The organism is Streptomyces sp. NPDC000134 (assembly GCF_042899225.1).
Taxonomy (GTDB): domain Bacteria; phylum Actinomycetota; class Actinomycetes; order Streptomycetales; family Streptomycetaceae; genus Streptomyces.
In genome coordinates this window covers 276,948-301,082 of record NZ_JBIAZN010000008.1, presented here as the reverse complement: position 1 = coordinate 301,082, position 24,135 = coordinate 276,948, and the positions used below count along the sequence as shown (strand labels likewise).

At 73.9% G+C, this 24,135-nt stretch carries 23 protein-coding genes; 12 read left to right on the top strand and 11 right to left on the bottom strand.

What is annotated here, in order from left to right; translation table 11 throughout:
- Positions 1-151 precede the first annotated feature (151 nt).
- Positions 152-685: an ATP-binding protein gene (locus ACFY32_RS14875; protein ID WP_390674382.1), complete on the top strand. Its 534-nt coding sequence runs from the start codon at positions 152-154 to the stop codon at positions 683-685.
- 192 nt (positions 686-877) lie between these two features.
- On the opposite strand, the gene ACFY32_RS14870 is transcribed toward ACFY32_RS14875, so the two are convergent.
- A complete protein-coding gene (locus tag ACFY32_RS14870; RefSeq protein ID WP_359204450.1) occupies positions 878-2,116 on the bottom strand; it encodes an ROK family protein in 1,239 nt (412 codons plus the stop codon).
- Between the two features lie 36 nt (positions 2,117-2,152).
- Positions 2,153-2,869: an alpha-ketoglutarate-dependent dioxygenase AlkB gene (locus ACFY32_RS14865; protein ID WP_390674381.1), complete on the bottom strand. Its 717-nt coding sequence runs from the start codon at positions 2,867-2,869 to the stop codon at positions 2,153-2,155.
- 67 nt (positions 2,870-2,936) lie between these two features.
- Here ACFY32_RS14865 and ACFY32_RS14860 point away from each other — a divergent pair, with 67 nt between their 5' ends.
- Positions 2,937-4,067: a methyltransferase gene (locus ACFY32_RS14860; protein ID WP_390674380.1), complete on the top strand. Its 1,131-nt coding sequence runs from the start codon at positions 2,937-2,939 to the stop codon at positions 4,065-4,067.
- Here ACFY32_RS14860 and ACFY32_RS14855 read toward each other — a convergent pair.
- Positions 4,057-4,917 (bottom strand): ketose-bisphosphate aldolase, encoded by an 861-nt coding sequence (locus ACFY32_RS14855; RefSeq protein WP_359204442.1) that lies wholly within the window; start codon positions 4,915-4,917, stop codon positions 4,057-4,059. The genes ACFY32_RS14860 and ACFY32_RS14855 overlap by 11 nt on opposite strands.
- A gap of 18 nt (positions 4,918-4,935) precedes the next feature.
- Entirely contained in the window at positions 4,936-5,817 is an 882-nt protein-coding gene (locus ACFY32_RS14850) for an SIS domain-containing protein (protein WP_390674379.1), read from the bottom strand.
- 124 nt (positions 5,818-5,941) lie between these two features.
- Between ACFY32_RS14850 and ACFY32_RS14845 the strand changes: the two genes are divergently transcribed.
- Positions 5,942-6,721, top strand: coding sequence for a DeoR/GlpR family DNA-binding transcription regulator (locus ACFY32_RS14845; protein WP_359204437.1), 780 nt, complete (start codon positions 5,942-5,944; stop codon positions 6,719-6,721).
- 27 nt (positions 6,722-6,748) lie between these two features.
- Here the strand turns inward: ACFY32_RS14845 and ACFY32_RS14840 are convergent, their stop codons facing one another.
- Positions 6,749-7,726 carry a hypothetical protein gene (locus tag ACFY32_RS14840; RefSeq protein WP_390674378.1) on the bottom strand — a complete coding sequence of 326 codons (978 nt, stop codon included), beginning with the start codon at positions 7,724-7,726 and terminating at the stop codon, positions 6,749-6,751.
- A gap of 212 nt (positions 7,727-7,938) precedes the next feature.
- Here ACFY32_RS14840 and ACFY32_RS14835 point away from each other — a divergent pair, with 212 nt between their 5' ends.
- The 3 genes from ACFY32_RS14835 (at position 7,939) to ACFY32_RS14825 (ending at position 11,410) form a co-directional block, all read left to right on the top strand.
- Positions 7,939-8,217, top strand: a complete 279-nt coding sequence (locus tag ACFY32_RS14835; RefSeq protein WP_390674377.1) for a heavy-metal-associated domain-containing protein — start codon at positions 7,939-7,941, stop codon at positions 8,215-8,217.
- 73 nt (positions 8,218-8,290) lie between these two features.
- A complete protein-coding gene (locus ACFY32_RS14830; protein ID WP_390674376.1) occupies positions 8,291-10,555 on the top strand; it encodes a heavy metal translocating P-type ATPase in 2,265 nt (754 codons plus the stop codon).
- 216 nt (positions 10,556-10,771) lie between these two features.
- A complete protein-coding gene (locus ACFY32_RS14825; RefSeq protein ID WP_359204425.1) occupies positions 10,772-11,410 on the top strand; it encodes a phosphatase PAP2 family protein in 639 nt (212 codons plus the stop codon).
- Here ACFY32_RS14825 and ACFY32_RS14820 read toward each other — a convergent pair.
- From ACFY32_RS14820 to ACFY32_RS14805, 4 genes are all read right to left on the bottom strand, one after another.
- The gene (locus tag ACFY32_RS14820) at positions 11,383-11,835 is read right to left on the bottom strand and encodes a phospholipase (RefSeq protein ID WP_359204422.1); all 453 of its coding nucleotides are present in this window, start codon (positions 11,833-11,835) and stop codon (positions 11,383-11,385) included. The genes ACFY32_RS14825 and ACFY32_RS14820 overlap by 28 nt on opposite strands.
- 146 nt (positions 11,836-11,981) lie before the next feature.
- Positions 11,982-12,734 (bottom strand): cupin, encoded by a 753-nt coding sequence (locus ACFY32_RS14815; protein ID WP_390674375.1) that lies wholly within the window; start codon positions 12,732-12,734, stop codon positions 11,982-11,984.
- A complete protein-coding gene (locus ACFY32_RS14810) occupies positions 12,728-13,654 on the bottom strand; it encodes a PmoA family protein (RefSeq protein WP_390674374.1) in 927 nt (308 codons plus the stop codon). The genes ACFY32_RS14815 and ACFY32_RS14810 overlap by 7 nt, the downstream gene beginning before the upstream one ends.
- Positions 13,651-14,766 (bottom strand): Gfo/Idh/MocA family oxidoreductase, encoded by a 1,116-nt coding sequence (locus tag ACFY32_RS14805; protein ID WP_359204413.1) that lies wholly within the window; start codon positions 14,764-14,766, stop codon positions 13,651-13,653. Before ACFY32_RS14805 ends, ACFY32_RS14810 begins: the two co-directional genes overlap by 4 nt.
- A 286-nt stretch (positions 14,767-15,052) precedes the next feature.
- On the opposite strand from ACFY32_RS14805, the gene ACFY32_RS14800 reads away from it, so the two are divergent.
- From ACFY32_RS14800 to ACFY32_RS14790, 3 genes are all read left to right on the top strand, one after another.
- A complete protein-coding gene (locus tag ACFY32_RS14800) occupies positions 15,053-15,649 on the top strand; it encodes a DNA starvation/stationary phase protection protein (protein WP_359204410.1) in 597 nt (198 codons plus the stop codon).
- Between the two features lie 31 nt (positions 15,650-15,680).
- The gene (locus ACFY32_RS14795; protein ID WP_359204407.1) at positions 15,681-16,763 is read left to right on the top strand and encodes an ABC transporter permease; all 1,083 of its coding nucleotides are present in this window, start codon (positions 15,681-15,683) and stop codon (positions 16,761-16,763) included.
- 63 nt (positions 16,764-16,826) lie between these two features.
- Positions 16,827-17,330 carry a DinB family protein gene (locus ACFY32_RS14790; protein WP_359204404.1) on the top strand — a complete coding sequence of 168 codons (504 nt, stop codon included), beginning with the start codon at positions 16,827-16,829 and terminating at the stop codon, positions 17,328-17,330.
- A 7-nt stretch (positions 17,331-17,337) separates the two neighbouring features.
- On the opposite strand, the gene ACFY32_RS14785 is transcribed toward ACFY32_RS14790, so the two are convergent.
- Complete coding sequence (locus tag ACFY32_RS14785; RefSeq protein WP_359204400.1) at positions 17,338-18,030, bottom strand: TetR/AcrR family transcriptional regulator; 693 nt, start codon at positions 18,028-18,030, stop codon at positions 17,338-17,340.
- A 99-nt stretch (positions 18,031-18,129) separates the two neighbouring features.
- Here ACFY32_RS14785 and ACFY32_RS14780 point away from each other — a divergent pair, with 99 nt between their 5' ends.
- Positions 18,130-18,993, top strand: a complete 864-nt coding sequence (locus ACFY32_RS14780) for an NmrA family NAD(P)-binding protein (RefSeq protein WP_390674373.1) — start codon at positions 18,130-18,132, stop codon at positions 18,991-18,993.
- A gap of 57 nt (positions 18,994-19,050) precedes the next feature.
- On the opposite strand, the gene yicI is transcribed toward ACFY32_RS14780, so the two are convergent.
- The gene (gene yicI / locus ACFY32_RS14775) at positions 19,051-21,321 is read right to left on the bottom strand and encodes an alpha-xylosidase (RefSeq protein ID WP_390674372.1); all 2,271 of its coding nucleotides are present in this window, start codon (positions 21,319-21,321) and stop codon (positions 19,051-19,053) included.
- Between the two features lie 285 nt (positions 21,322-21,606).
- On the opposite strand from yicI, the gene xylA reads away from it, so the two are divergent.
- Both xylA and ACFY32_RS14765 read left to right on the top strand, forming a co-directional pair.
- Complete coding sequence (xylA, locus tag ACFY32_RS14770; protein WP_390674371.1) at positions 21,607-22,776, top strand: xylose isomerase; 1,170 nt, start codon at positions 21,607-21,609, stop codon at positions 22,774-22,776.
- Between the two features lie 104 nt (positions 22,777-22,880).
- The gene (locus ACFY32_RS14765) at positions 22,881-24,134 is read left to right on the top strand and encodes a sugar ABC transporter substrate-binding protein (protein WP_359201260.1); all 1,254 of its coding nucleotides are present in this window, start codon (positions 22,881-22,883) and stop codon (positions 24,132-24,134) included.
- Position 24,135 lies beyond the last annotated feature (1 nt).

The following is a 24,135-nucleotide window of genomic DNA, read 5'->3' as shown; positions in this document are numbered from 1 at the left end:
CGCCACGCTGGTCTCACGTCACTCTGGGTTTACCGGCGACGACGCTGCGAACCAGCCCGCCGGCCACGACAGCAGGCGATGGTGTCACGCGAGCGCCCGCTGGTTCCGTACTCCGTGTTCTTCCGGACCTCTATGTCGGGGAGTCGCAGCCGTGATCAGTCACCCGAGCAGGCACTGCGCGGTGGAGCTCCAAGCCCTGCCGTCGCGGATCGGCCAGGTCCGCAGAATCGTCTCCGCGCAGTTGCGTTACTGGCATCTGGATTCTCTGATCGACCGGGCGGTGCTCGGTGTGACGGAGTTGCTGACCAATGTCCACCTCCACGCGCGTCCCGACAAGACGTGCACCGTGCAGATCGAGCTGCTGCCCGACCGGGTCACGGTGTCGGTGCGCGACCACGACCCGCGTCTTCCCGTGGTGGACGACGCCGAGCCGCTCGCGACCCGCGGGCGCGGCCTGTCCATGGTGGCCGCGATGAGCGAGAGCTGGGGCGCCCGGCCGGACGGCGAGTCCGGCAAGGTCGTCTGGTTCACCCTCTCCACCCCTTCGCACGTGCCGCCGCTCGCCGCGCGTCCGCCGCGGCGGGTGGTGGAGGAGGTGCCCGTGGACGCGTTCGCCCCGGCCGGTCGCGGGGCGGATCACCGCCGGGCGCGACCCGCTCCCGCCCGCTCGGCCGTTCCCGGCTGACCGGGCGGTGACCCGTTTCCCGTGCGCGGGGCGCACGGGGACGGCGGTCCGTGCCGGACGAGCGGTCCGTGCCGGACGAGCGGTCCGGCCGTACGGCGGTCAAGGCCGGCCCGACCGACCGCCCCGACCCGCGCCATGGAGCCCGGGTGCGTCGGCGCCCGTACTCGTCCCCCGCCGGTCGGCCGGCCGGGTTCAGCCGAGGACCGCGAGGGGGTCGTCGAGGACGGGCTGCCAGGCCAGTTCGGCGGCGCCGACCAGGCTGTTGTGGTCCAGGGTGCAAGCCAGGATGGGCACGCCGCCGCTCTGGCCCCACAGGCTGCGGTCGGCGACCACCGCGCGGAGCCGCTCCGGGTCGGCGTCCAGCAGGGTGCGGTGCAGTCCGCCGAGGATGATGCGGTCCGGGTTGAGGATGTTGACCAGCCCGGCGAGGCCGAGGCCGAGGCGGTCGATGAGGGCCTCGGTGGCGGCGCGGACGGCCGGGTCGGCGTAGTGGCCGCGAACCAGGTCGATGGACTGCTGGAGCAGGGACACCTCGGGGCCCGGCTCGCGTCCGGCGGCGGTGAGGAAGGCCAGCGGGTCGGTCTCCACGTCCAGACAGCCCCGGCTGCCGCAGTGGCACGGGCGGCCGTCGGGGTTGACGGTGAGGTGGCCGACCTCCAGGGCGAGACCGGAACTGCCCGAGTGCAGGCGGCCGTCGAGGACGAGGGCGCCGCCGACGCCCCGGTGGCCGGTGGCCACGCACAGCAGGTCGCGGGCGCCGCGCCCGGCGCCGTGCCGGTGTTCGGCGAGCGCGGCCAGGTTGACGTCGTTGGCGGCGAACGCGGGGCCGTCGAGACCGGCGGCGCGCACCTGCTCGGTGAAGATCTGCCGGACGGGGGCGCCGACCGGCCAGGCCAGGTGCAGCGGGTTCAGCGCCAGGCCCTCCGGTTCGGCCACCGCCGAGGGTACGGCGAGTCCGGCGCCGACACAGCGCCGGCCGGTGCGGCGCAGCAGGTCGGCGCCCGCCTCGACGACCGAGGCGAGGACCTTGGCCGGGTCGGCGTCCACGATCTCGCAGCCGGGCGTGGTGGCGACGATCCGGCCGCCGAGTCCGACCAGGGCCGCGCGGTAGCCGTCGGCGTGGACCTGGGCGGCGAGGGCGACGGGGCCGTCCTCGGCGACCTGGAGCCGGTGCGAGGGGCGGCCCTGGGAACCGGCGGCGGCGCCGGGCCGGGCGTCGACCCGGATCAGGCCGAGCGCCTCCAGTTCGGCGGCGACCGCGCCGGCCGTCGCCCGGGTCACGCCGAGTTCGGCGGTGAGGACGGCGCGGGTGGGGGCGCGTCCGGTGTGCACGAGCTCCAAGGCGGGCCCGAGCGCGCCGCGCCCCCGGTCCAGCTTCGTCCTGGAGGTGTTCGTGTCCCCCGCCCTCGGCGGGTCCGCCTTGCCGCTCATGGAGGCGAGTCTCCCATGGTCGCCACGGCGGCGGAGCTACCGGCCGCTGACCCGCAGCGTGATGTTCAGCCGCCCGGTGAGCCCCAACTCCCCCGGCGCGGTGCCCGGATGCACCCGGGGCACGCCGTGGTACGCGAACCGGGCGGGCCCGCCGAAGACGAACAGGTCGCCGCTGCGCAGCTCGACGTCGGTCCAGGGACGGTTCCGGGTCGCGGTGTTGCCGAACCGGAAGACGCAGGTGTCGCCGAGGCTCAGCGAGACCACGGGGGCGTCCGCGTCCTCGTCGCTGTCGCGGTGCATGCCCATGCGGGCGTCGGCGCCGTAGAAGTTGATCAGCGCGATGTCGTACGCCGCCGGGGCCGGCCCGCCCAGCGCGTCGGCGACCGCCCGGCCGGCCAGGTCGCCGAGCCAGGACGGGAACGGCTTGACCGGGGCCCCGTCGCCGTCGGCGGCGGTGCGGGAGTAGGCGTACGGGTACTGGTGCCGGCCGGGGCAGCCGGGGTTGTCCCGTACGGCCCGCCCGCAGTCGGGGCACGCGCGCACGACCCCCCAGTGCAGGCCGAGGCAGACCTGCCGGGCGGTCATCGTGCCGCCGCCGGGAGTGCGGACGGTGCGCAGTCCCGCGGGCGGGCGCGCCCACGCCCGGCAGGCGTCGAGCAGCTCGCGCTGCCGCGAGGGGTCCAGCCAGTCGGGGACGTGGACGGCACCGGGCGCGACGGTGGCGCGGGACCTGGGGAACAGCTCGACGTCCATGCGGCCATCCTGCCCGACCGGGTCCCACCTGCGGCTCGGCTAGCCTGGACGCACGATGGACGACCGTATGACGACTGAGTGGGGCGCGCCGCTGCTGGCCCGGTTCCCCGCGGACCCGCGCGACCCGCTGCGCGCCTGGGACGCCTCCGACGAGTACCTGCTCGGGCATCTCGCTCAGCGGGAGGTCCCGCTGTCCGGCGCGGTCGTGGTCCTCGGCGACCGCTGGGGCGCGCTGGTCACGGCGCTGGCGGAGCACCGGCCGACGCAGATCACCGACTCGCACCTCGCGCAGGAGGCGACCCGCGCCAACCTCGCCCGCAACGGCGTCGAGCCGGGTGCGGTGCGCCTGCTGACCACGCAGGACCCGCCGCCCGCGCGGATCGACGTCCTGCTGGTGCGGGTGCCCAAGAGCCTGGCGCTGCTGGAGGACCAGTTGCTGAAGCTGGCGCCCGCCGTGCACGAGGGCACGGTCGTCGTCGGCACCGGCATGGTGAAGGAGATCCACACCTCGACGCTGGAGCTGTTCGAGCGGTTGCTCGGACCGACCCGGACCTCGCCGGCCCGGAAGAAGGCCCGGCTGATCTTCTGCACGCCCGATCCGGCGCTTCGGCGGCCCGCCGCCCGCTGGCCGCTGGCCTACCGGCTGCCCGACGACGCCGGTCCCGTGGCGGGGCGGACCGTCGTCAACCACGCGGGGGTCTTCTGCGCCGACCGGCTCGACATCGGCACCCGGTTCTTCCTGCGGCACCTGCCCGGTCCGGGCGCCCGCCGGGTGGTGGACCTCGGCTGCGGCAACGGTGTGGTGGGTACGGCGGTGGCGCTGGCCGACCCGGACGCCGAGGTGCTGTTCACCGACGAGTCGTTCCAGGCGGTGGCCTCGGCGGAGGCGACGTACCGGGCCAACGGGGTGCCGGGGCGGGCGGAGTTCCGGGTCGGCGACGGGCTGGCCGGGGTGCCGGACGGCAGTGTCGACCTGGTGCTGAACAACCCGCCGTTCCACTCCCACCAGGCGACCACCGACGCCACGGCGTGGCGGATGTTCACCGGGGCGCGGCGGGTGCTCGCGCCGGGCGGTGAGCTGTGGGTGGTCGGCAACCGGCACCTCGGCTACCACGTGAAGCTGCGCCGCCTGTTCGGCAACTGCCGTCTGGTGGCGAGCGACCCGAAGTTCGTGGTGCTGAGGGCCGTCAGGAAGTAGTCCCGCCGATCACCCCGAGCAGGTCCGTCACCGTCCGTGCCATGGCCCGGCGGCCCACGGTGAGGTAGGCGCGGGAGTCGACCGCCTCGGGGTGGGCGGCGAGGAAGTCCCGGATGGCGCCGGTCATCGCGGCGTTGAGCGCGGTGCCGACGTTGACCTTGGCGATGCCGCCGGCGACCGCCGCGGCGAGTTCCGCGTCGGGGACGCCGGAGGAGCCGTGCAGCACCAGCGGCACGTCGAGGGTGCTGGAGAGCCGCTTGATGAGGTTCTGGTCGAGGGCGGCGGTACGGGTGGTCATGGCGTGCACGCTGCCGACGGCGACGGCCAGGGCGTCCACCCCGGAGTCGGCGACGAAGGCGCGGGCCTCGGCGGGGTCGGTGCGGGCGCCGGGCGCGTGGGCGTCCAGGGGCGGCTCGCCGTGTTTGCCGCCGACCTCGCCCAGCTCGGCCTCGATCCACAGCCCCCGGGCGTGCGCCCAGTCGGCGGCGGCGCGGGTCGCGGCGAGGTTCTCGGCGTAGGGCAGCCTGGAGGCGTCGTACATGACGGAGCTGAACCCGGCGTCCGGGGCCCGGCGGAGCAGGGCGTCGCTGACCACGTGGTCGAGGTGGAGGGCGACGGGCACGGCGGCGCGTTCGGCGGCGGCGACGGCGGCGCGGGCCAGCGGGCGGAGCTGTCCCTGGCGGAACTTCACCGCGTTCTCGCTGACCTGGAGGACGACGGGGGCCCGCGCCGCCTCGGCGCCGGTGACGACGGCCTCGACGTGTTCCAGGGTGACGACGTTGAAGGCGGCGACCGCGGTGTGCGCGGCGGCGGCCCGGGTGACCAGGTCACCGGTGGTGGCGAGGGGCACGCTCGTCCTTCCCGGGCGTCAGGGGGCGAGGATCACCGAGCGGGTGAGGTGGCGCGGCCGGTCCGGGTCGAGGCCCCGGGCGGCGGCGACGGCGACGGCGAGCCGCTGGGCGCGGACCAGTTCGGCGAGCGGGTCGAGGCGGCCCGCGATCCACAGCGCGCCCGTCTCCGTGACCTGTTCGGCCAGTCCGGCGGGCGGTTCGCCGAGCATCCAGGTGGCGGTGCCGTGCGTGGTGACGCTGACCGGGCCGTGCCGGTACTCCATCGCCGGGTAGGACTCGGCCCAGGACAGGGACGCCTCGCGCATCTTCAGCGCGGCCTCGTGGGCCAGGCCGACGGTCCAGCCCCGGCCGAGGAAGGTGAACTGGGTGCTGGTGACGAGGTGTTCGGGCAGGTCGTCGGCGAGCGCGGTGCGGGCGTCGGCGACGGCCGCGTCGCTGTGCCGGCCGGTGTGGGCGCGCAGCAGGGTGAGCGCGGTGGTGGCGAACCGGGTCTGCACGACGGAGCGTTCGTCGGCGAAGTCCAGGACGACCACCTCGTCGGCGGCGCCCGTCACGGGGCTGTCCGGGTCGGCGGTGACCGCGGTGGTGCGGGTGCGGCCCCGCACCCGGCCGAGCAGGTCCAGTACTTCGGTGGTGGTGCCGGAGCGGGTGAGGGCGACCACCCGGTCGTACCGGCGCCGGTGCGGGAACTCGGAGGCGGCGAAGGCGTCCGTCTCGCCGTGCCCGGCCTCCTCGCGGAGCGCGGCGGCCGACCGGGCCATGAAGTACGAGGTGCCGCAGCCGACGATCGCGACCCGCTCCCCCGGCGCCGGCAGCGCGCCGCCGTGCCGTGCCGCCTCCGCCGCGGCCCGCGCCCAGCACTCCGGCTGGCTGCGCAGCTCGTCCTCGACATGCGTCATGGGCGCACCCTCCCCAGCGATGATTGTTCCTGCAAGATAGCGCGCACTTTCGAGCAGGAACAAGCATCTTGCGGGGGGATCACGTGGGTTAAGGTCGCCGCAGGACCGAGACGACGGAGGGCGCATGTCGCGCGACGCCCGCTGGAAGGCGCTGCTGGAGCTGCTCGTGGAACGCGGCCGACTGGACGTCGAGGACGCGGCGGCCGAGCTGGCGGTGTCGGCCGCGACGATCCGCCGGGACTTCGACGGGCTCGCCGAGCAGCAGATGCTGGTGCGCACCCGCGGCGGCGCGGTCGTGCACGGGGTGTCGTACGAACTGCCGCTGCGGTACAAGACGGCCCGGCGGGCCACCGAGAAGCAGCGCGTCGCGCGGGCGGTCGCCGCTCTGGTGTCGCCCGGTGAGGCGGTGGGCCTGACCGGGGGCACGACCACCACGGAGGTGGCGCGCGCACTGGCCGTGCGCGCCGACCTCGCCTCCGGTACGCCCGCGCTGACCGTGGTCACCAACGCGCTGAACATCGCCAACGAGCTGGCGGTCCGCCCCCAGTTCAAGATCGTGCTGACCGGCGGGGTGGCGCGGGCGCAGTCGTACGAGCTGGTCGGGCCGCTCGCGGACGGGGTGCTGCGTCAGATCACGCTCGACGTGGCGGTGCTCGGCGTGGTGGGCCTGGACGCCACCCACGGGGCCGTGGCCCACGACGAGGCGGAGGCCGCGGTCAACCGGCTGCTGTGCGAGCGGGCCGAGCGGGTGGTGGTGGCCGCGGACTCCAGCAAGCTGGGCCGCCGCGCCTTCGCCCGGATCTGCCCGGCCGGGGCGGTGGACACGCTGGTGACGGACACGGCGGCGGACCCCGGGGCGGTACGGCGACTGGAGGAGGCCGGGGTCACGGTGGTCACCGTCTGAGGCGCCCGCCCCGGCCCGGTGTCAGTGTCAGTGTCCGTGGCCGTCCCCGGCTTCCCCGGCTTCCCCGGCTTCCCCGGCGTGCGCCGGGGGCAGCGCGCCGGCCCGGACGGTGAACGCCGCGGTGCGGACCTTGCCCTCGTGCCGGAAGTCCAGGAAGAGGCGGTACGTGCCGGCGCTGGGCGCGGTGGCGGTGAAGGAGACGGTCGGGCCGGGCTTCGTGGTGCCGTCGCCGGGCTCGCCGTTCGGGTGGACGTGCAGGTAGGCGAGGTCGCCGGAGCGCAGGGCGACGAGGTGGCCGTAGGCGCCGAGGTAGGGCTGGAGGTTCGTGACGGGCTTGCCGTCGCGGTGGACCTTCAGCCGCAGTTCGCTCGCCTTGTCCGGGCGCAGGGCGCCGGTCAGCTCGACCCGGTAGCCGTCGACCTCGGCGGTGGCTCCGGGGGCCGGCAGCGCCTGGGCGTCGTAGCGGCCGGAGGCGGCGAGGTCCGCGCCCAGGGTGAGGTTCTCGGCACCCTGCTTCGCCGGGGTGAAGTCGGCGAAGACGCGGTAGCCGCCCGCGCGGGGCAGGTCGACGGGGACGCGCCAGGTGCCGTCGGCGCCGAGTGAGGGGTGCAGGTGGCGGAAGGTGACCAGGTCGCGTGAGGCGAGGATGAGGTGCAGGTCCTTGTCGTGCTCGCGCCGGTACGCGGTGACGGCGCGGCCGCTGTCGTCGCGGACGGTGAAGCGCAGTTCCGTGCGCTCGCCCGCGGTGACGCGCGGGGTGGCGAGGTCCAGGGTGTAGCCGTTCTCGGAGATCTGGAGTCCGCCGGCCGGGGCGGTGTCCGCGCCCGCGTGTCCGGTGTGTCCGCCGCCGCCCTCCGGGGCCGGGGCGGGGTCGCCGTGCGTGCCGTGCGACGCGGCGGCACTGTCCTCGACGACCGGGTCGAGGCCCTGGCCGACACCGTAGGCGGTGCCGAACGTCGCGGCCAGCGCGGCGGTGAAGGCGGTGATCCTCAGTGCGGTGTTCATGGCGGTCGCGTCTCCTCGGATGCGGGGCAGGCGGCTCCGGGCGCCGGGGCCCTCCGTGCAGCTCACCATACCCCTGGGGGGTATCAAGTCAAGCGGGTCGACGCCTTGCCTTCGGTACCCCATGGGGGTATACATGACATCGACCTCGCAGATACCCCACCCGGGTATCGACCGAGACTATCGCCACGACACTCGATCGACCGGAGGACCCCATGTCTTCGTCCTGCTGCTCCCCCGACGGCCACTGCTCCACCGGCACCGCCACCGCGACCGCCGTCGGCGTCTCCACCACGTACGCCGTCTCCGGGATGACCTGCGGTCACTGCCGCGACACGCTCACCGAGGCCATCGGCGGCCTGGACGGCGTCACCGGCGTCGAGGTCGACCTGGAGGCCGGGCGGGTCACCGTCACCGGCGCCGGTGAGCCGGACGACGCGCTGATCGCCGAGGTCGTCGACGAGGCCGGTTACGAGCTGACCGGCCGCGTCTGAGCCACCCGCACACCCCGCCCGGCCGGGTCCCGCGCCCCGGGCCCCGGCCGGCCACCTCCTCCCAGGAGCACCCATGACCACCCGTACGACCGGCACCACGGCAGAGGTAGAGCTGGCCATCGGCGGTATGACCTGCGCCTCGTGCGCGGCCCGCGTCGAGAAGAAGCTCAACCGGATGGACGGCGTCACCGCCACCGTCAACTACGCGACCGAGAAAGCCAAGGTCAGCTACGCCGACGACGTCTCGGTGCGCGACCTGATCGCCACCGTCGAGGCCACCGGGTACACCGCGCGGGAACCCGAGCCGCCCGCCCGCGACGACGCCGGGGCACCGGACGCGGACGCGGCGGCCGAGGACGCGCTGCGCCCGCTGCGGCAGCGGCTGGTCACCGCCGTGACGCTGGCCGTGCCGGTGATCGCCATGGCCATGGTGCCCGCCCTCCAGTTCGAGTACTGGCAGTGGCTGTCCCTGACGCTGGCGGCGCCCGTGGTGACGTACGCGGCTTGGCCCTTCCACCGGGCGGCGGTCACCAACGCCCGGCACGGCGCGGCGACCATGGACACGCTGATCTCGGTCGGCACCTCGGCGGCCTTCCTGTGGTCGCTGTGGGCCCTGTTCCTCGGCACCGCGGGGACGCCGGGCATGACCCACCCCTTCGAGCTGACCATCGCCCGCGGGGACGGCGCCGGGAACATCTACCTGGAGGCCGCCGCCGGGGTGACCGCGTTCATCCTGGCCGGGCGGTACTTCGAGGCCCGCTCCAAGCGGAAGGCCGGCGCCGCCCTGAAGGCGCTGCTGGAGCTGGGCGCCAAGGACGTCACCGTGCTGCGCGGCGGCCGTGAGGAGCGCGTCCCGGCCGGCGAGCTGAAGGCGGGCGACCGCTTCCTGGTGCGTCCCGGCGAGAAGATCGCCACCGACGGCACGGTGGTCGAGGGCACCTCCGCCGTGGACGCCTCCATGCTCACCGGCGAGTCCGTGCCGGTGGAGGTGGCCGTCGGCGACGCGGTCACCGGTGCCACCGTCAACGTCGGCGGCCGACTGGTCGTCGAGGCCACCCGGGTCGGCGCCGACACCCAGCTCGCCCGGATGGCGAAGCTGGTGGAGGACGCGCAGAACGGCAAGGCCGCCGCCCAGCGGCTCGCCGACCGGATCTCCGGGGTGTTCGTGCCGGTCGTGATCGCCCTGGCGCTGGCCACCCTCGGCTTCTGGCTGGGCAACGGCGCGGGACTGACGGCCGCGTTCACCGCCGCCGTCGCCGTGCTGATCATCGCCTGCCCGTGCGCCCTGGGCCTGGCCACGCCGACCGCGCTGATGGTCGGCACCGGGCGCGGCGCCCAGCTCGGCATCCTCATCAAGGGCCCCGAGGTCCTGGAGTCCACCCGGCGCGTCGACACCGTCGTCCTGGACAAGACCGGCACCGTCACCACCGGCCGGATGACCCTGCTCGCCGTGCACACCGCCGAGGGCACCGACGAGGACGAGGTACTGCGGCTGGCCGGCGCGCTGGAGCACGCCTCGGAGCACCCGGTCGCCCGAGCCGTCGCCGACGGGGCCCGGTCCAGGCTGGGCGCGCTGCCCGTGCCCGAGGACTTCGCCAACGTCCCCGGACTCGGCGTACAGGGCGTCGTCGAGGGGCACGCGGTGCTGGTCGGCCGGGAGAAGCTGCTGGCCGAGTGGGCGCTGGACCTGCCGGCCGGGCTGGCCCGCGCACGGGCCGGGGCGGAGGCCGCCGGGCGGACCGCGATCACCGTCGCCTGGGACGGCGAGGCGCGGGCGGTCCTGGAGGTCGCCGACGCCGTGAAGGAGACCAGCGCGGAAGCGGTCGCCGGGCTGCGCGCCCTCGGCCTGCGGCCGGTCCTGCTCACCGGGGACAACCGGGCCGTCGCCGAGTCCGTCGCCCGCGAGGTCGGCATCGCGCCGCAGGACGTCATCGCCGAGGTGCTGCCGCAGGACAAGGTCGACGTGGTCGAACGCCTCCAGGGCGAGGGCCGGACCGTCGCGATGGTCGGCGACGGGGTCAACGACGCCGCCGCGCTGGCCCGCGCCGACCTGGGGCTGGCCATGGGCACCGGCACGGACGCCGCGATCGAGGCCGGGGACCTGACCCTGGTCCGCGGTGATCTGCGGGCCGCCGTCGACGCGATCCGCCTCGCCCGCCGGACCCTCGGCACCATCCGGTCCAACCTGTTCTGGGCCTTCGCCTACAACGTGGCCGCGCTGCCGCTCGCGGCGGCCGGGCTGCTCAACCCGATGATCGCCGGTGCGGCGATGGCCTTCTCCTCGGTCTTCGTGGTCGGCAACTCGCTGCGGCTGCGCTCCTTCCGCGCGGCCCGCTGACCACCCGCCGCCGCTGCCGCCCGGGGTCCGTCACCGACGGGACTCCCGGGCGTCGGCGACTCGGCCTCCCCGGGAGCACCCGGCGCCGGACGCCTTGCCCCGCGTCCGCGGCATGATCCGAACGACAGGCCCTGACCCGAACGGGCCAGGCCGGGGCGGCCCCGAGGCGGGGTACCGGCGAGGGTGGTGGGGACCCGTCCCATGGAGCAGGAGCCGATGACCGAACCGACCCGCGCCGACGCACCGCTGCGGCCCGCCGCGAGCCCCGGGCGACGCCGCCACGGCCCGGCCGACGTACTGCGGGACCTGCGGGCCGTGGACGGGGCGCTGTACGCGGCGGTGGCCGCCACGCCCACGCCGACGCTGGACCGGGCGCTGCGCGGGCTGTCGCACGCGGCCGACCGTTCGAGGATCTCGCTGGGCATCGCCGCCGTCCTCGCCCTGGGCGGGGACCGGCCGCGCCGGGCGGCCTTCCTCGGGGTGGGGGCGCTGGCGCTGGCCTCGGTGTCGGCGGACCTGCTGGGCAAGCGGCTGGTGCGCCGGCCGCGGCCCGACCGGGAGGTGGCCCGGGTCGCGGTGGACCGGCGGGTGCCGATGCCGGCCTCGGCGTCGTTCCCGTCCGGCCACACGGCGGCCGCCGTGGCGTTCGCCGCCGCCGTCGGCACGGTGTTGCCGGCGGCGGCGGTACCGCTCGGCGCGCTGGCGGGAGCGGTCGGCTACGCCCGCGTGCACACCGGCGTGCACTACCCGGGCGATGTCGCCGCGGGTGCCGTGCTGGGCCTCGCCGGGGCCGCCGCCGTGCTGGCGGCGGCCCCGGGCGCCGGGTGTCAGCCGAAGGCCCGTACCGCCTGGTAGTACGTCCACGCGGTGCCGTCGCAAGTGGTCTTGGTGGCGCCGGTGTAGCGGGCGCACACCCGCTTGAGGTCCTCGTAGAAGGCGCTGTCCAGCCGGGACTTGTTGGCGTCGAAGCTGCCCGCGGCCTTGTAGTTGCGGTAGCCGAAGTCGTGCCGCGCACAGGAGGTGCTGAAGGGGAAGCCCAGCGGGTTGTCCGGTGAGGTGGAGCAGTAGTCGGTGGACCAGTCGAAGCCGTACGCGGACCAGGCGGCCTGGTTGGCGCGGGCGGCGACCCACGCGTTGTAGCTGGACGCGCTGGTCTGGGTCCAGCTCGCGAGCACTTGGGGCTTGTCGGCGGGGGCGGCTCCGGCCGCCGAGGCGGCACCGACGACCGTGGCGAGGGCCAGGGACGAGGCGGTGAGAGCGGTGGCGAGTCTGCGGTGCATTGCACACCTCCATGAGGCCGCGACCCGCCCGTCGGGCCGCAGGTTCATGTCAAAGATGATGGGCAGCCGGATCGTCTTCTACACCACCTGTTCCCCAATGCACCATTAACTTACGGCTCTCACACGGCACTTGACGTGCCGGGCGGTCAGCGCGGGAGGGTCGTCCCCGGCAGCGTGTACTCGTCCCGGCGTCCGCACATGCCGTAGCCGCCGAGCCTGGTGGGGGCGGCCTGCCAGGCGCTCGCCGCGTCGAGGTGGGCGGGATCGCCGGCCGCCAGGGCGTCGAGCTGGGCGCCGGTGCGTTCGGCGGCGGCGAGCGCGCCGGCCCGCCACAGCTCGCGCCAGACGGGCACCCGGTCGCGCACCAGACCCGCGGCGGCCCGCTGGAACCGTACGAGCGGCCCGTCGTCACCGGCGAGCAGGGCCTCGCGCAGCGGCAGGTAGCCCTCGACGGCGAGGTCCCGGCGGCGCCGGGCGGCGGCCTCCGTCTCCGGTCCGATGCCGGGCGGCAGCGCCGCGGCGGCGGCGTACGCCTCGGGGTCGGCGAGCACCTCGGGCGGGAAGGTGAACACGGCGTCACCGGCCTCGGGCAGACCGCTGTTCTGCATCAGCACGGTGACCCGCAGGTCCCCGCGGGGCACCATGCGGTGCACGGTGCCGGGCGTGAACCAGGCGACGGAGCCGGGCTCCAGGGGAATGTCGCGGTAGCCGTCGGGGCTGAGCGTCTGCACGGCGCCCCGGCCGCCGGTGACGACGTACGCCTCGGTGCACACCAGGTGCAGGTGGGGGCTGCCGCCGCGCACCCCGTCGGCGGCCTCCCAAGGGTAGGCGGTGAGGTGGGACAGGCCCACCGCGCCGGGCAGCGGGTGCGGGACGGCGGGCCCGGTGCCGCTCACCACGGCAGCCCGGCCAGGTGGGCGTCGACCCGGTCGCGGTCCCAGGCGCCGTCGGCGACCACCAGCCGGTAGCGGTAGGCGAAGGACTCCCCCGGCGCCAGCGTGAACTCCTCGAAGAACGCCCACGAGAAGGCGACGGTGGGGACCGGGTCGGCGCGGACGAACCAGTGGGAGGGGTGGATCGCGGCGCCTTCGTCGAGGTTCTCGGGCGCGTGCGCGAAGACCAGCGTGGAGTGTGCGTCGCTCTCGTCGTGCTCGGCGGTGAACGCCAGCCACGGGCTCTGATGGCCCATCAGCTTCCCGGCGCCCGCGTCGGTGTCCGGGGCGAGGACGGTGCCGCCGGTGAAGTCGCGGGGGCCGCGCCACTGGAGCCCGGTGTACCCGGCCAGCTCCCGGCCCGCGGTGGTCGGGGAGCCGAACACCAGGGGCGTGTCACGGGTGTTGGTGAGCCGGATCGACCAGTCCAGCGCCCAGGCGCCGGCCTCCTCGTCGACCGAGTGGACGCTCAGCCCGCGCTCCTCGCGGGCCCACTCGGCGCCCGCGTGCGCCACCCAGGTGAGGTGCTCGGTGAGGGCGAACCGGCCGTCCTGGACGTCCAGGTCCGCGAACCCGTCGTGCCGCATGGCGCCGACACGGTCGGGCAGCGGCAGGTAGCCCCGGCCGTGCACGTAGGTGTTGCCGCCCCAGAAGTTCTGCCCGGACAGGTGACTGGCCGTCATCTGGACACCCTTGTGCCAGCGGTGGTCGTTCGGCCGGTAGCCGGTGACCGTGCGCCCGGCGAGGGTGCGCACCGGGTGGGCGTAGGGCTTGCGGGACTCGAACGGGTCGGGGTCGGGACGGTAGACGTACCGGAGGATCTCCGTGCCGTTGCCCGCGGTGACCGTGATGTCCTCGCCGTGGGTGTGGGTGACCCGGATGCTCACACGCGCTCCTTCGGGGCCCAGTCGGGGTGGTCGCCGTGCATGGCCGCGTGGAAGGGGTCGCCGGGCACGATCTCGCCCGCGCGCACCGGCCGTCCGGTGAACGCCGCCTTGTAGAGGGCGGCGGCGAACTCCAGGGTGGCGCGGGCCTGCGTACCGCTGCCCGGGGGCCGCGCGCCCGCGTCCCAGGCGTCGAGGAGGGCGCCGAGCTGCGCGGTGTGCGAGCTGGGCACGTCGGCGGCCGGGGTGCGCCAGGCGTCGGCGCGGGCGGGGTCGACGTGCGGGGCGGGGGTGTACGTCCAGTTCTCGTTGCGGTGCCCGTACAGGTGGGTCAGCTCGACCGTGGCGTCGGCGCAGTCGACGCGGAGCCGGCTCACCTCGTCCGGTGACAGGACGCTGTTGACGACCGTGGCCAGCGCGCCGCTCGCGAACCGCACCAGCGCGGTGGAGACGTCCTCGCTCTCGGTGTCGTGGACCAGTCTCGCGGCCATCGCCCGGACCTCCGCCCAGGGGCCCAGCAGATGCAGCAGCAGGTCGTACTGGTGGATGCCGTGGCCCATGGTGGGGCCGCCGCCCTCGGTGGCCCAGCGCCCGCGCCAGGGCACCGCGTAGTAGGCGGCGTCGCGGTGCCAGGTGGTCTGGCAGTGCGCGACCAGCGGGGCGCCCAGCGCACCGCCCGCGATCAGCTCCCGGGCGTGCGCCGCGCCGGAGCCGTGCCGGTGCTGGAAGATCACCGAGGCGTACGCGCCCGACGCCTCCTCGGCCGCCGCGATGTCGTCGTACTCGGCGAGCGAGAGGCACAGCGGCTTCTCGCACAGCACCCAGGCACCGGCCTTCAGCGCCGCCACCGTCTGCTCCCGGTGCAGCGACGGCGGCGTGCCGATCAGCACCAGATCGGGGCGTACGGCGTCCAGCATGGCCTCGGTCGAGGAGTACCCGGCGATGTGCTCGCCCGCCGCGGCCCGGAAGGCGTCGAGCCGGGCCGGGTCCACGTCCACGGCGGCGACCAGTTCCACCCGGTCGGCGTGGGCGCCGAGGGCGGGCAGATGGCCGCCGGTCACGATGGCGCCGGTGCCGACGACGGCCGCGCGGCGGCGGACGGGGGACGGGGGCATGCGGTCCTCCTCGGACGCTGGCGAACAGCGCGACGGGTGCGGCGCGGGCAGGGGGAAACGCCGGTGGAAAGCGCTTGCACCCGGGCCGACCCTAGGGGCCCGGCGAGCGTCTGGACAACCCCTCTGCACGGCTCGGGCGGAATCCGGGCCTCCGGGCGGGTGCCTCACTCGGTCCGCAGCGTTTGCGGCTCCCCCGACCTGCTGGTCGACTGTCGCAGGGGGCCCGGGGCCGGTCGCGCGAGGCACCGGAACTCCCCTTCAGCCTCCCCGTGGAAGGAGTCCAGGCGTGAGCACCGATCCGAGGCCGGCCGGTCCGGCCCAGCACACCGACGGCAGTCAGCCGTGGCTGCACCAGCAGGGCCGGGTCATCCAGGAGTTCGGCACCGTCAAGCAGTTCCCCGTGGCGCTGTCCATGGACGCCCGCCTCTACTCCTGTCAGCGGGTCAACAAGGTCCTGGCGGACACGCGCATCCTGCACGACCTGTACAAGAAGTACCACTGGCTGATGCGCGGGGCGACGTTCTACCAGTTGCACCTGCTGCTGGACAAGCACGCCGGTGAGCAGTTGGCGCTGATCGACACCATGGCGGAGCGGGTGCAGACGCTCGGCGGGGTCGCGGTCGGCGATCCGCGTCATGTCGCGGAGCTGACCACGGTGCCGCGGGCACCGGACGGCGTCGAGGAGGTGCCCGCGATGCTGTCGCGGCTGCTGGAGGCGCACGAGCTGATCCTCATCGAGTCCCACGACGCCGCGGCGCGCGTGCAGGACCTGGGCGACGACGGCACCAACGACATCCTCGTCTCGGACGTCATCCGCACCAATGAACTCCAGGCGTGGTTCGTCGCCGAACACCTGGTGGACACACCGCTGGTACGGACCTAGGCCCGGTCCGCCGACCCGAGGACGGGCGAACGTGCACGAGAATCCCGAGACGGCCGGCGGCCGGGACCCGGCCCCGGCGCCGGAGGGCCGCTGGACGCGGTTCCGCAGGACGCCGTGGTGGCCCGCCGTCGTCCTGGTGTTCATCCTCGCGGCGGCGGCCGGGCTGTTCGCCGGGTCGTACACGTACACCATGGCCAATCCGACCCCGCACCAGCTCCCGACGGCCGTCGTCGGCTCGTACGACCAGGCGCGGGGCCGGGCGTTCCTGGCCGGGCTGGGCAAGGCGCTCAACTCCTCGGTGCGCACCCATGTCTACGACTCCCGGGACGCGGCCCTGGCGGCGGTGGAGGACCAGAAGGTCTTCGGCGTCTTCGAGCTGCGGGACAACGGGCGGCACGTGCTGCTCGACGTGTCGTCGGCGTCGGGGTCCTCGGTGGCGGAGCTGCTGGAGCAGGCGGCCCCGGCGGTGGGGCGCGCGACCGGGGTGGCGGTCACCGTGCGGGACGTCAACCCGCTCCAGGACGGCGACCCGCGCGGTCTGGCGATCTTCTACATCTCGCTCGCCGCGGTGATCATCGGGTTCGTCGGCGCGATCCAGCTCAGCGTGCACGCGCGGGCGCTGACCCCGCTGGAGCGGATCGGGTTCACCGTGGCGTACGCGCTGCTCGGCGGGTTCGCCATCGCGGCCGTCGTGGACTGGCTGCTGGGGGCGCTGGACCTGCCGTTCGTGGAGTCGTGGCTGATCCTGGCGTTCACGATGTTCGCCAGCGGCATGACCTTCACCATGTTCAACACCCTGTTCGGACGCTGGGCGATGCTCCCGACCTGGGGCGTGATGATCCTGCTGGGCAACCCGTCCTCGGGCGGCGCGGTGTCCTGGCCGCTGCTGCCGTCGGCGCTGGGGGTGATCGGCCAGTGGCTGCCGCCCGGCGCCTCGGTCAACGCCCAGCACACGGCGGTGTACTTCGCCGGGCACCAGCACGCGTTCCCGTTCCTGGTGCTGGCCGGGTGGGCGCTGGTGTCCTGCGCGGTGTTCTGGATCTGGCGGCACCGCCACCCGGGCGGCCGGGAACGCCGCCCGCCGGACCTGGCACCGGACGGGGGCGGGGCGTGACGGCGGGCGCCGCCCGCCCGAAACCCACGCGACCCGCGCCGCGGTTGCTGCGAGCATGGCCGGATGACACGCACCGACATGCCTCCCGCCTGGGACGAGCGCTCCATGCTGACGACCTTCCTCGACTACGCGCGGGCCACGGCCGTCGCCAAGTGCGCCGGGCTGGCCCCGCAGGAGGCCGGCACGGCCCCGCTGCCGGGTTCGCCGCTGATGACCCTCGGCGGGCTGATCAGCCATCTGCGCTGGGTCGAGTACTACTGGTTCCAGGTGGTGTTCCTCGGCGAGGAGGACGAGGGCCCCTGGACCGACGAGGACCCCGACCGGGAGATGCGGATCGGCGCCGCGACACCGATCGCCGAACTGCTGGCGGCGTACGAGGAGCAGAGCGTCCGGTACCGGGAACTGGTCGCCGCCACCGATCTGGCGGCCCCGGCGAAGCGGCCGGTGCGGAGCGGCGGGCAGGTCACTCTCGGCTGGATCGTCATGCATCTGATCGAGGAGACGTCCCGGCACAACGGGCACCTGGACATCCTGCGCGAGCTGATCGACGGCACGACCGGGAACTGACCGCGCCTCACCCCTGGGCGGCGAGGCGGTCCAGCCACTCCCCGAGCAGATGCCGCTCCGCGCCGGTGAGGGGCGCGCGGTCGGACAGCGCGGCGCGCAGGGCACGGGCCGCGCCGGCCGGCCCCTCGTCGTCCGACACCACCGGCCGCTGGTTGGTGACGGCGGTGACCATCGCCTCCCGCAGGCTGCTCAGCAGGGCCGGATCGCGCCGGTCCGCGGGCTGGGACAGCCAGGTGAGCACCGCGCCGCGCACCGTGGCGTTGATGATCTGCGCCGCGAGCCCCTCGTCCACCCGCAGCCAGCCGGCCGCGGCCAGCTTCCGCACGCGGCCCATCAGGACCTCCAGGCCGGCCCGGTAGGCGGCCGAGCCGGTCCGGGTGGGTTCGGCGTACATCAGGGTGAACAGCGCGGGGTTGGCCAGACCGAACTCGACCGCGGTGTCCCAGCCCCTTCTCAGGTCCTCGATCAGGTCCGGCGGGTCGGGGTCGACGCGCTTGGTGGCGAGGAACGCGGCGAAGCCGTGCTCGACCACGGCGTCCAGCAGCCCCTCCTTGTCCCCGAACAGCCGGTAGATGGCCGGTGGCTGCAGGCCCGCCGCGTCGGCGACCGCTCGCGTGGTGACGGCGTCGCGCCCGCCGCGCGTCAGCAGGCCGATGGCGGCCTCGACGACCCGCTGCCGGGTCTCCTCCCGAGATGACATGAATCGATGATATGCGACCGGCGGTTCCGTCGTTAGTAACAGTGATATCGTTATGACGATTCCACTGGAAACAGTCCTGCCGCGACACTGGAGCGCATCATGATCATCGTCACCGGGGCCACCGGACAGCTCGGACGCCGGATCGTCGAGAGCCTGCTCGGCCGCGTCCCCGCCGAGCGGATCGGCGTCAGCGTCCGCGACCCGCTCAGGGCCCAGGCGTTCGCCGACCGGGGCGTGCGGGTGCGTCGGGGCAGCTTCACCGACGCCGCGAGCCTCGCCCACGCCTTCGAGGGCGCCTCCCAGGTACTGCTCGTCTCCGTCGACAAGATGGGCGAGGAGTGCGTCGAGCAGCACCTCGCCGCGATCGAGGGGGCCGTCGCCGCGGGCGCCGGGCGCATCGTCTACACCAGCCAGACGGGGGCCGACGCCGCCTCCCGCTTCCAGGCGTGCCGCGACCACGCCGCCACCGAGGAGGCGCTGCGCACCTGCGGCGTGCCGTTCACCTCGCTGCGCAACGGCTTCTACGCCACCAGCGCGGCGCACTTCGTGAGCCACGCGCCGCACTCCGGGGAGCTGGCGCTCCCCGCGGACGGGCCGGTCGCCTGGACCGCGCACGCCGACCTCGCCGACGCGGCCGCCGCCGTCCTGCTCGACGAGGGCCGCTTCGAGGGACCCACCCCGCCGCTCACCGGCAGCCGGGCGCTCACCTTCGAGGAGATCGCCGCTGTCGCCGGGGAGCTGACGGGCCGCGGCGTCGAGCGGGTCACCGTCTCCGACGAGGAGTTCCGGGAGCGGCTGACCGGCCAGGGCACCCCGGCCCTCGTGGCGGAGCAGTTGCTCGGCATCTTCGCCGCCTCCCGGGCCGGGGAGTTCTCCACCGTCGACCCGACCCTGGCCGAGCTGATCGGCCGCGCACCGCTCTCCCTGCGCGCGGTGCTCAGCGAGCACCTCGCCGCCGCCTGACCACCACGACCGCGGGCCCCGCAGGCAGCGCCCCCGGGGCCCGCGCGCCGGCCGCCGTCAGCCGAGCGGCACCGTCACCTCGCCGCTGCCCTCGGCCCGCTCCCCGCCGGCCACCCGCACGGTGAACGGCCGGTCCGTGCCGTCGGCCGTCACCCGCAGTACGCCGCCGTCGCGGCGCACCCGGAAGGTCGCGGCCGGCGCGCCCGTCAGGTCCGGGACGGTGACCTCCGTGGCGTACGTGTCCCCGGCCGCGGGGTGCACGAGCAGCGACACCCCGTCCAGCCAGTCGCCGTCGGGCCGCTGGTCGTCGGCGCCGAGCGGCAGTACGGCGCCCTCCCGGACGTACAGCGGCAGACTGTCGTAGCCGTGCCGTTCGGTGCGCCAGGCCGGGCCGGTGACCCGCTCGCCGCTGAGCAGGTGCGTCCAGGTCCCCTCGGGCAGGTAGACCTCCACCTCGCCGTCCTCGCTGAACACCGGGGCGACCAGCAGGTCGGGGCCGAGCATGTACTGCCGGTCCAGCGGGCGGCAGGCGGGGTCGCCGGGGAACTCCAGGACCATCGGCCGCATCACGGGGACGCCGGTGCGGTGCGCCTCGACGGCGGCGCCGTAGAGGTAGGGCATCAGCCGGTGCTTGAGCAGTGTGAAGCGCCGGGCGACGTCGACGGCCTCCTCGCCGAACTCCCACGGCACCCGGTACGACGACGAGCCGTGCAGCCGGCTGTGCGAGGAGAGCAGGCCGAACGCCAGCCAGCGCTTGAAGACCGCCGGGTCGGGGGTGCCCTCGAAGCCGCCGATGTCGTGGCTCCAGAAGCCGAAGCCGGACAGGGACAGGGACAGCCCGCCGCGCAGGGACTCGGCCATGGCGCCGAAGGAGGACCAGCAGTCGCCGCCCCAGTGCACGGGGAGCTGCTGGCCGCCGGCGGTCGCGGACCGGGCGAAGACGACGGCCTCGCCCTGGCCGCGCTCCTTCTCCAGGAGTTCGAAGACGGTCTGGTTGTAGAGGTGGGTGTAGTAGTTGTGCATCCGCTCCGGGTCGGAGCCGTCGTGCCAGACCACGTCGGTGGGCACCCGCTCGCCGAAGTCGGTCTTGAAGGTGTCCACGCCCTGGTCGAGCAGCGGCTTGAGCTTGGACTGGAACCAGGCGCGGGCGTCCGGGCTGGTGAAGTCGACCAGGCCCATGCCGGCCTGCCACAGGTCCCACTGCCATACGTCGCCGTCGGGCCGGCGCACCAGGTGGCCGAGTTCCGCGGCCTCCTCGAACAGCGGGGACTTCTGGGCGATGTAGGGGTTGATCCAGGCGCTGATCCGCAGGCCCTTCTCCTTCAGCCGGGCCAGCATGCCCTCCGGGTCGGGGAAGACGTCCGGGTCCCACTCGAAGTCGCACCACTGGTACTCGCGCATCCAGAAGCAGTCGAAGTGGAAGACGGAGAGCGGGATGCCGCGCTCGGCCATGCCGTCCACGAAGGACGTCACGGTCGCCTCGTCGTAGTCCGTGGTGAACGAGGTGGTGAGCCAGAGGCCGAAGGACCAGGCCGGGGGCAGCGCGGGGCGGCCGGTCAGGGCGGTGTAGCGGCCGAGGACGTCCTTCGGGGTGGGGCCGGCGACGACGTAGTACTCCAGCGTCTGGTCCTCGACGCTGAACTGCACCTGCCCGACGGACTCCGAGCCGACCTCGAAGGAGACGGCGCCCGGGTGGTTGACGAAGACGCCGTAGCCGCGCGAGGAGAGGTAGAACGGGATGTTCTTGTACGCCTGCTCGCTGCTGGTGCCGCCGTCGGCCTGCCAGATGTCGATGACCTGGCCGTTCTTCACGAACGGGGTGAAGCGCTCGCCGAGGCCGTAGATCTGCTCGCCGACGCCGAGCGCGAGCCGGCTCACCATGTGGTGGGCGCCCTCGCCGGTGGTGGCGAACGCGGTGCTCTTGGCGTCCGCCCGGGTCAGCTCCCGCCCGTCCGCGTCCTGGAAGGTGAGCGTCCAGGGGCCGGACCGGTCCAGGCGCAGGGTCAACGGGCCGCTGGTCAGCTCGGTGACGGGGCCGTCCTGGCGAACCTCGCCGGCGCCGTCCGGGTCGCCGGTGAGCGCGAACTCGGGGCCGGGGTGCCGCTTGCCCGCGTGGTGGGTGACCCGGACGCCGATGACGCCCTCGGCCGGAGAGAAGCACTCGGCCGTGATGAGGGGCGCGTTGAGGGTGTCGCCCCGGCGCGTCACTCTTTTAACGGCGGCATGGGCGGTGAAGCGCTTCGACTGAGCGCGTACATCCCGTACTTCGGTGGCGTACGAGAGGCGCACACCGTCGCGGACGAGCCAGAAGCCGTCGGTGAACTTCATAGTCTTCCTCGGGGGTGGGGGCGAGAGCGGGTCGGATGGGAGCGGGACGTCTCGAAAGCCTTTTGATCGTACACAAAACAAATTCGTCCACCAGGGGTCCGAAACCGCTCTCCCCGTGCTGATCAGGCGTGATTACCGACGAGAGCACCCTCCTCACGCCACGGAACCGAGAGACGGACGTCACTTGGGACTAGCGCGGCGGCTTGTCCGTGACGTATTAGTCATGCCATCAAACAAAACCGTCCCGGCGCGGGAGCCGGGCGGTACGACAGCAAGGGCCGCACCATGTCGAAGCGCTTCAACCCGACTCCCGAGGACAGGTTCACGTTCGGTCTGTGGACCGTTGGCTGGCAGGGCAGGGACCCGTTCGGGGATGCGACCCGGGCGGAGCTGGAACCGGTGGAGTCGGTGCGGCGTCTGGCGGAGCTGGGCGCGTACGGGGTGACGTTCCATGACGATGACCTGATCCCGTTCGGGGCGTCGGAGTCGGAGCGGGAGGCGCGTGTCAAGCGGTTCCGGCAGGCGTTGGACGCCTCGGGCATGAAGGTGCCGATGGCGACGACGAACCTGTTCACGCATCCGGTGTTCAAGGACGGTGCGTTCACGGCGAACGACCGGGATGTGCGCAGGTTCGCGCTGCGCAAGACGATCCGCAACATCGACCTGGCGGTGGAGCTGGGGGCTGAGGTGTATGTGGCGTGGGGCGGGCGTGAGGGCGCGGAGTCGGGTGCGGCCAAGGACGTGCGGGACGCGCTGGAGCGGATGAAGGAGGCGTTCGATCTGCTGGGTGAGTACGTCACCGGGCAGGGCTATGACCTGAGGTTCGCGATCGAGCCGAAGCCGAACGAGCCGCGCGGGGACATCCTGCTGCCGACGGTGGGGCACGCGCTGGCGTTCATCGAGCGTCTGGAGCGTCCGGAGCTGTACGGGGTGAACCCGGAGGTGGGGCACGAGCAGATGGCGGGGCTGAACTTCCCGCACGGCATCGCGCAGGCGCTGTGGGCGGGCAAGCTGTTCCACATCGACCTCAACGGGCAGTCGGGGATCAAGTACGACCAGGACCTGCGCTTCGGCGCGGGGGACCTGCGTTCGGCGTTCTGGCTGGTGGATCTGCTGGAGTCGGCCGGGTACGCCGGTCCGCGGCACTTCGACTTCAAGCCCCCGCGCACCGAGGACCTGGAAGGGGTGTGGGCGTCGGCGGCGGGCTGCATGCGCAACTACCTCATCCTCAAGGAGCGGGCCGCGGCCTTCCGCGCGGACCCGCAGGTGCGGGCGGCGCTGAGCGCGGCGCGCCTGGACCAGCTCGCCCAGCCCACCGCCGGTGACGGCCTGGAGGCACTGCTCGCCGACACCACCGCCTACGAGACGTTCGACGCCGAAGCCGCCGCCGCCCGCGGCATGGCCTTCGAACACCTCGACCAGCTCGCCATGGACCACCTCCTCGGCACCCGCTGATCCCGTTTCGCGGGTCAGCCGGTGCCCGCGAAGTTCTCCTGAGCCCCCGCGCGACGCAGTGGTCGCCGGGCGGGCCGGCACCCCCTCGCACCCAAGGGCACACCGTGACAGCACACTCTCCGGCCGCCGCGCACCGCGGACGCTCCCGCAGAACCGTCGCGTCGTTCGCCGCCGTCTCCGTCCTGGCCGCCGGGGCGGCGCTGGCCGGCTGCGGACAGCAACGCGACACCGACGTGTACACCGTGATGAACTCCTCGACCGACGAGTCCTACCACCGCTGGGACGCGGAGGCGATGGCCCGCTGCGGCAAGCAACTGGGCGTCACCATCGAGCAGCAGAGCGTCCCGGCCGCACAGGTCATGACCAAGGCGCTGCGGATGGCCTCCTCGAAGTCGCTGCCGGACATCGTCCAGTTCGACGCCTCCGAGATGCCGACGTTCGCCGACGCCGGCGGTCTCGTCGACCTCAGGAAGCTCGGCCTGAGCACCCGGGACATCCCCGAGGGCATCGTTGATTTCGGTTCGTACAAGGGTACGTACTACGGCGCGGCCCGGTCCGTGAACACCCTGGCGCTGTTCTACAACAAGGACCTCCTCGACCAGGCCGGCGTCGAGGTGCCCACCACATGGGACGAGCTGCGCGCGGCCGCCGAGAAGCTCACCCAGGGCAACCGGTACGGGCTGGCGCTCAGCGCGGGCGGCGCGGAGGACGGCGTCTTCCAGTTCACGCCGTTCATGTGGTCCAACGGCGGCGACGAGACCGATCTCGACAGCCCCCAGGTCGTCCAGGCGCTCGACTACTGGAAGGCCCTCCTGAAGGACGGCTCGCTGTCGAAGTCGACCGTCAACTGGACGCAGGCGGACGTCAACGACCAGTTCATGGCCGGCAACGCGGCCATGATGATCAACGGTCCCTGGCAGGTCGAGACGCTCAACACCAAGAAGTCGCTGCACTGGGAGATCGCGCAGATCCCGGTGCCCGAGGCGGGCGAGGACTCGGTCGGCCCGCTGGGCGGCGCCGTGCTCACCGTGCCCCATACCGGCGACGAGCAGCGTGAGAAGATGGCGGGCAGGATCGTCTCCTGTCTTTCCAGCCAGAAGGAACAGCTCACCTACGCGCTGAACAGCTGGATGGTCCCGGCCAACTCCAAGGCCGCCGCCGTATGGCGTGAGCGGGTGCCGGAGCTGGACGCGCTCGCCGACCAGGTGGCCGCCGCCCGGTCCCGTACCGCCAAGCTCGGCGCCGGCTGGTCGAGCGTGTCGCTCGCCCTGCAGAGCGCCTTCCAGTCCGCCCTGACCGGCCAGTCCAGCGAGGCCGCCCTGAAGCGCGCCCAGCAGCGGGCCACGAGCGGGAACTGAG

What these genes read in the sequence shown, in the direction of transcription:
- ACFY32_RS14870 (WP_359204450.1), bottom strand. Translation starts at nt 2,116, where the DNA reads ATGAGCGGCAAGGCGGACCCGCCGAGGGCGGGGGACACGAACACCTCC.
- ACFY32_RS14865 (WP_390674381.1), bottom strand. Translation starts at nt 2,869, where the DNA reads ATGGACGTCGAGCTGTTCCCCAGGTCCCGCGCCACCGTCGCGCCCGGT.
- ACFY32_RS14860 (WP_390674380.1), top strand. Translation starts at nt 2,937, where the DNA reads ATGACGACTGAGTGGGGCGCGCCGCTGCTGGCCCGGTTCCCCGCGGAC.
- ACFY32_RS14850 (WP_390674379.1), bottom strand. Translation starts at nt 5,817, where the DNA reads ATGACGCATGTCGAGGACGAGCTGCGCAGCCAGCCGGAGTGCTGGGCG.
- ACFY32_RS14845 (WP_359204437.1), top strand. Translation starts at nt 5,942, where the DNA reads ATGTCGCGCGACGCCCGCTGGAAGGCGCTGCTGGAGCTGCTCGTGGAA.
- ACFY32_RS14840 (WP_390674378.1), bottom strand. Translation starts at nt 7,726, where the DNA reads ATGAACACCGCACTGAGGATCACCGCCTTCACCGCCGCGCTGGCCGCG.
- ACFY32_RS14835 (WP_390674377.1), top strand. Translation starts at nt 7,939, where the DNA reads ATGTCTTCGTCCTGCTGCTCCCCCGACGGCCACTGCTCCACCGGCACC.
- ACFY32_RS14830 (WP_390674376.1), top strand. Translation starts at nt 8,291, where the DNA reads ATGACCACCCGTACGACCGGCACCACGGCAGAGGTAGAGCTGGCCATC.
- ACFY32_RS14825 (WP_359204425.1), top strand. Translation starts at nt 10,772, where the DNA reads ATGACCGAACCGACCCGCGCCGACGCACCGCTGCGGCCCGCCGCGAGC.
- ACFY32_RS14820 (WP_359204422.1), bottom strand. Translation starts at nt 11,835, where the DNA reads ATGCACCGCAGACTCGCCACCGCTCTCACCGCCTCGTCCCTGGCCCTC.
- ACFY32_RS14805 (WP_359204413.1), bottom strand. Translation starts at nt 14,766, where the DNA reads ATGCCCCCGTCCCCCGTCCGCCGCCGCGCGGCCGTCGTCGGCACCGGC.
- ACFY32_RS14790 (WP_359204404.1), top strand. Translation starts at nt 16,827, where the DNA reads ATGACACGCACCGACATGCCTCCCGCCTGGGACGAGCGCTCCATGCTG.
- ACFY32_RS14785 (WP_359204400.1), bottom strand. Translation starts at nt 18,030, where the DNA reads ATGTCATCTCGGGAGGAGACCCGGCAGCGGGTCGTCGAGGCCGCCATC.
- ACFY32_RS14780 (WP_390674373.1), top strand. Translation starts at nt 18,130, where the DNA reads ATGATCATCGTCACCGGGGCCACCGGACAGCTCGGACGCCGGATCGTC.
- yicI (WP_390674372.1), bottom strand. Translation starts at nt 21,321, where the DNA reads ATGAAGTTCACCGACGGCTTCTGGCTCGTCCGCGACGGTGTGCGCCTC.
- xylA (WP_390674371.1), top strand. Translation starts at nt 21,607, where the DNA reads ATGTCGAAGCGCTTCAACCCGACTCCCGAGGACAGGTTCACGTTCGGT.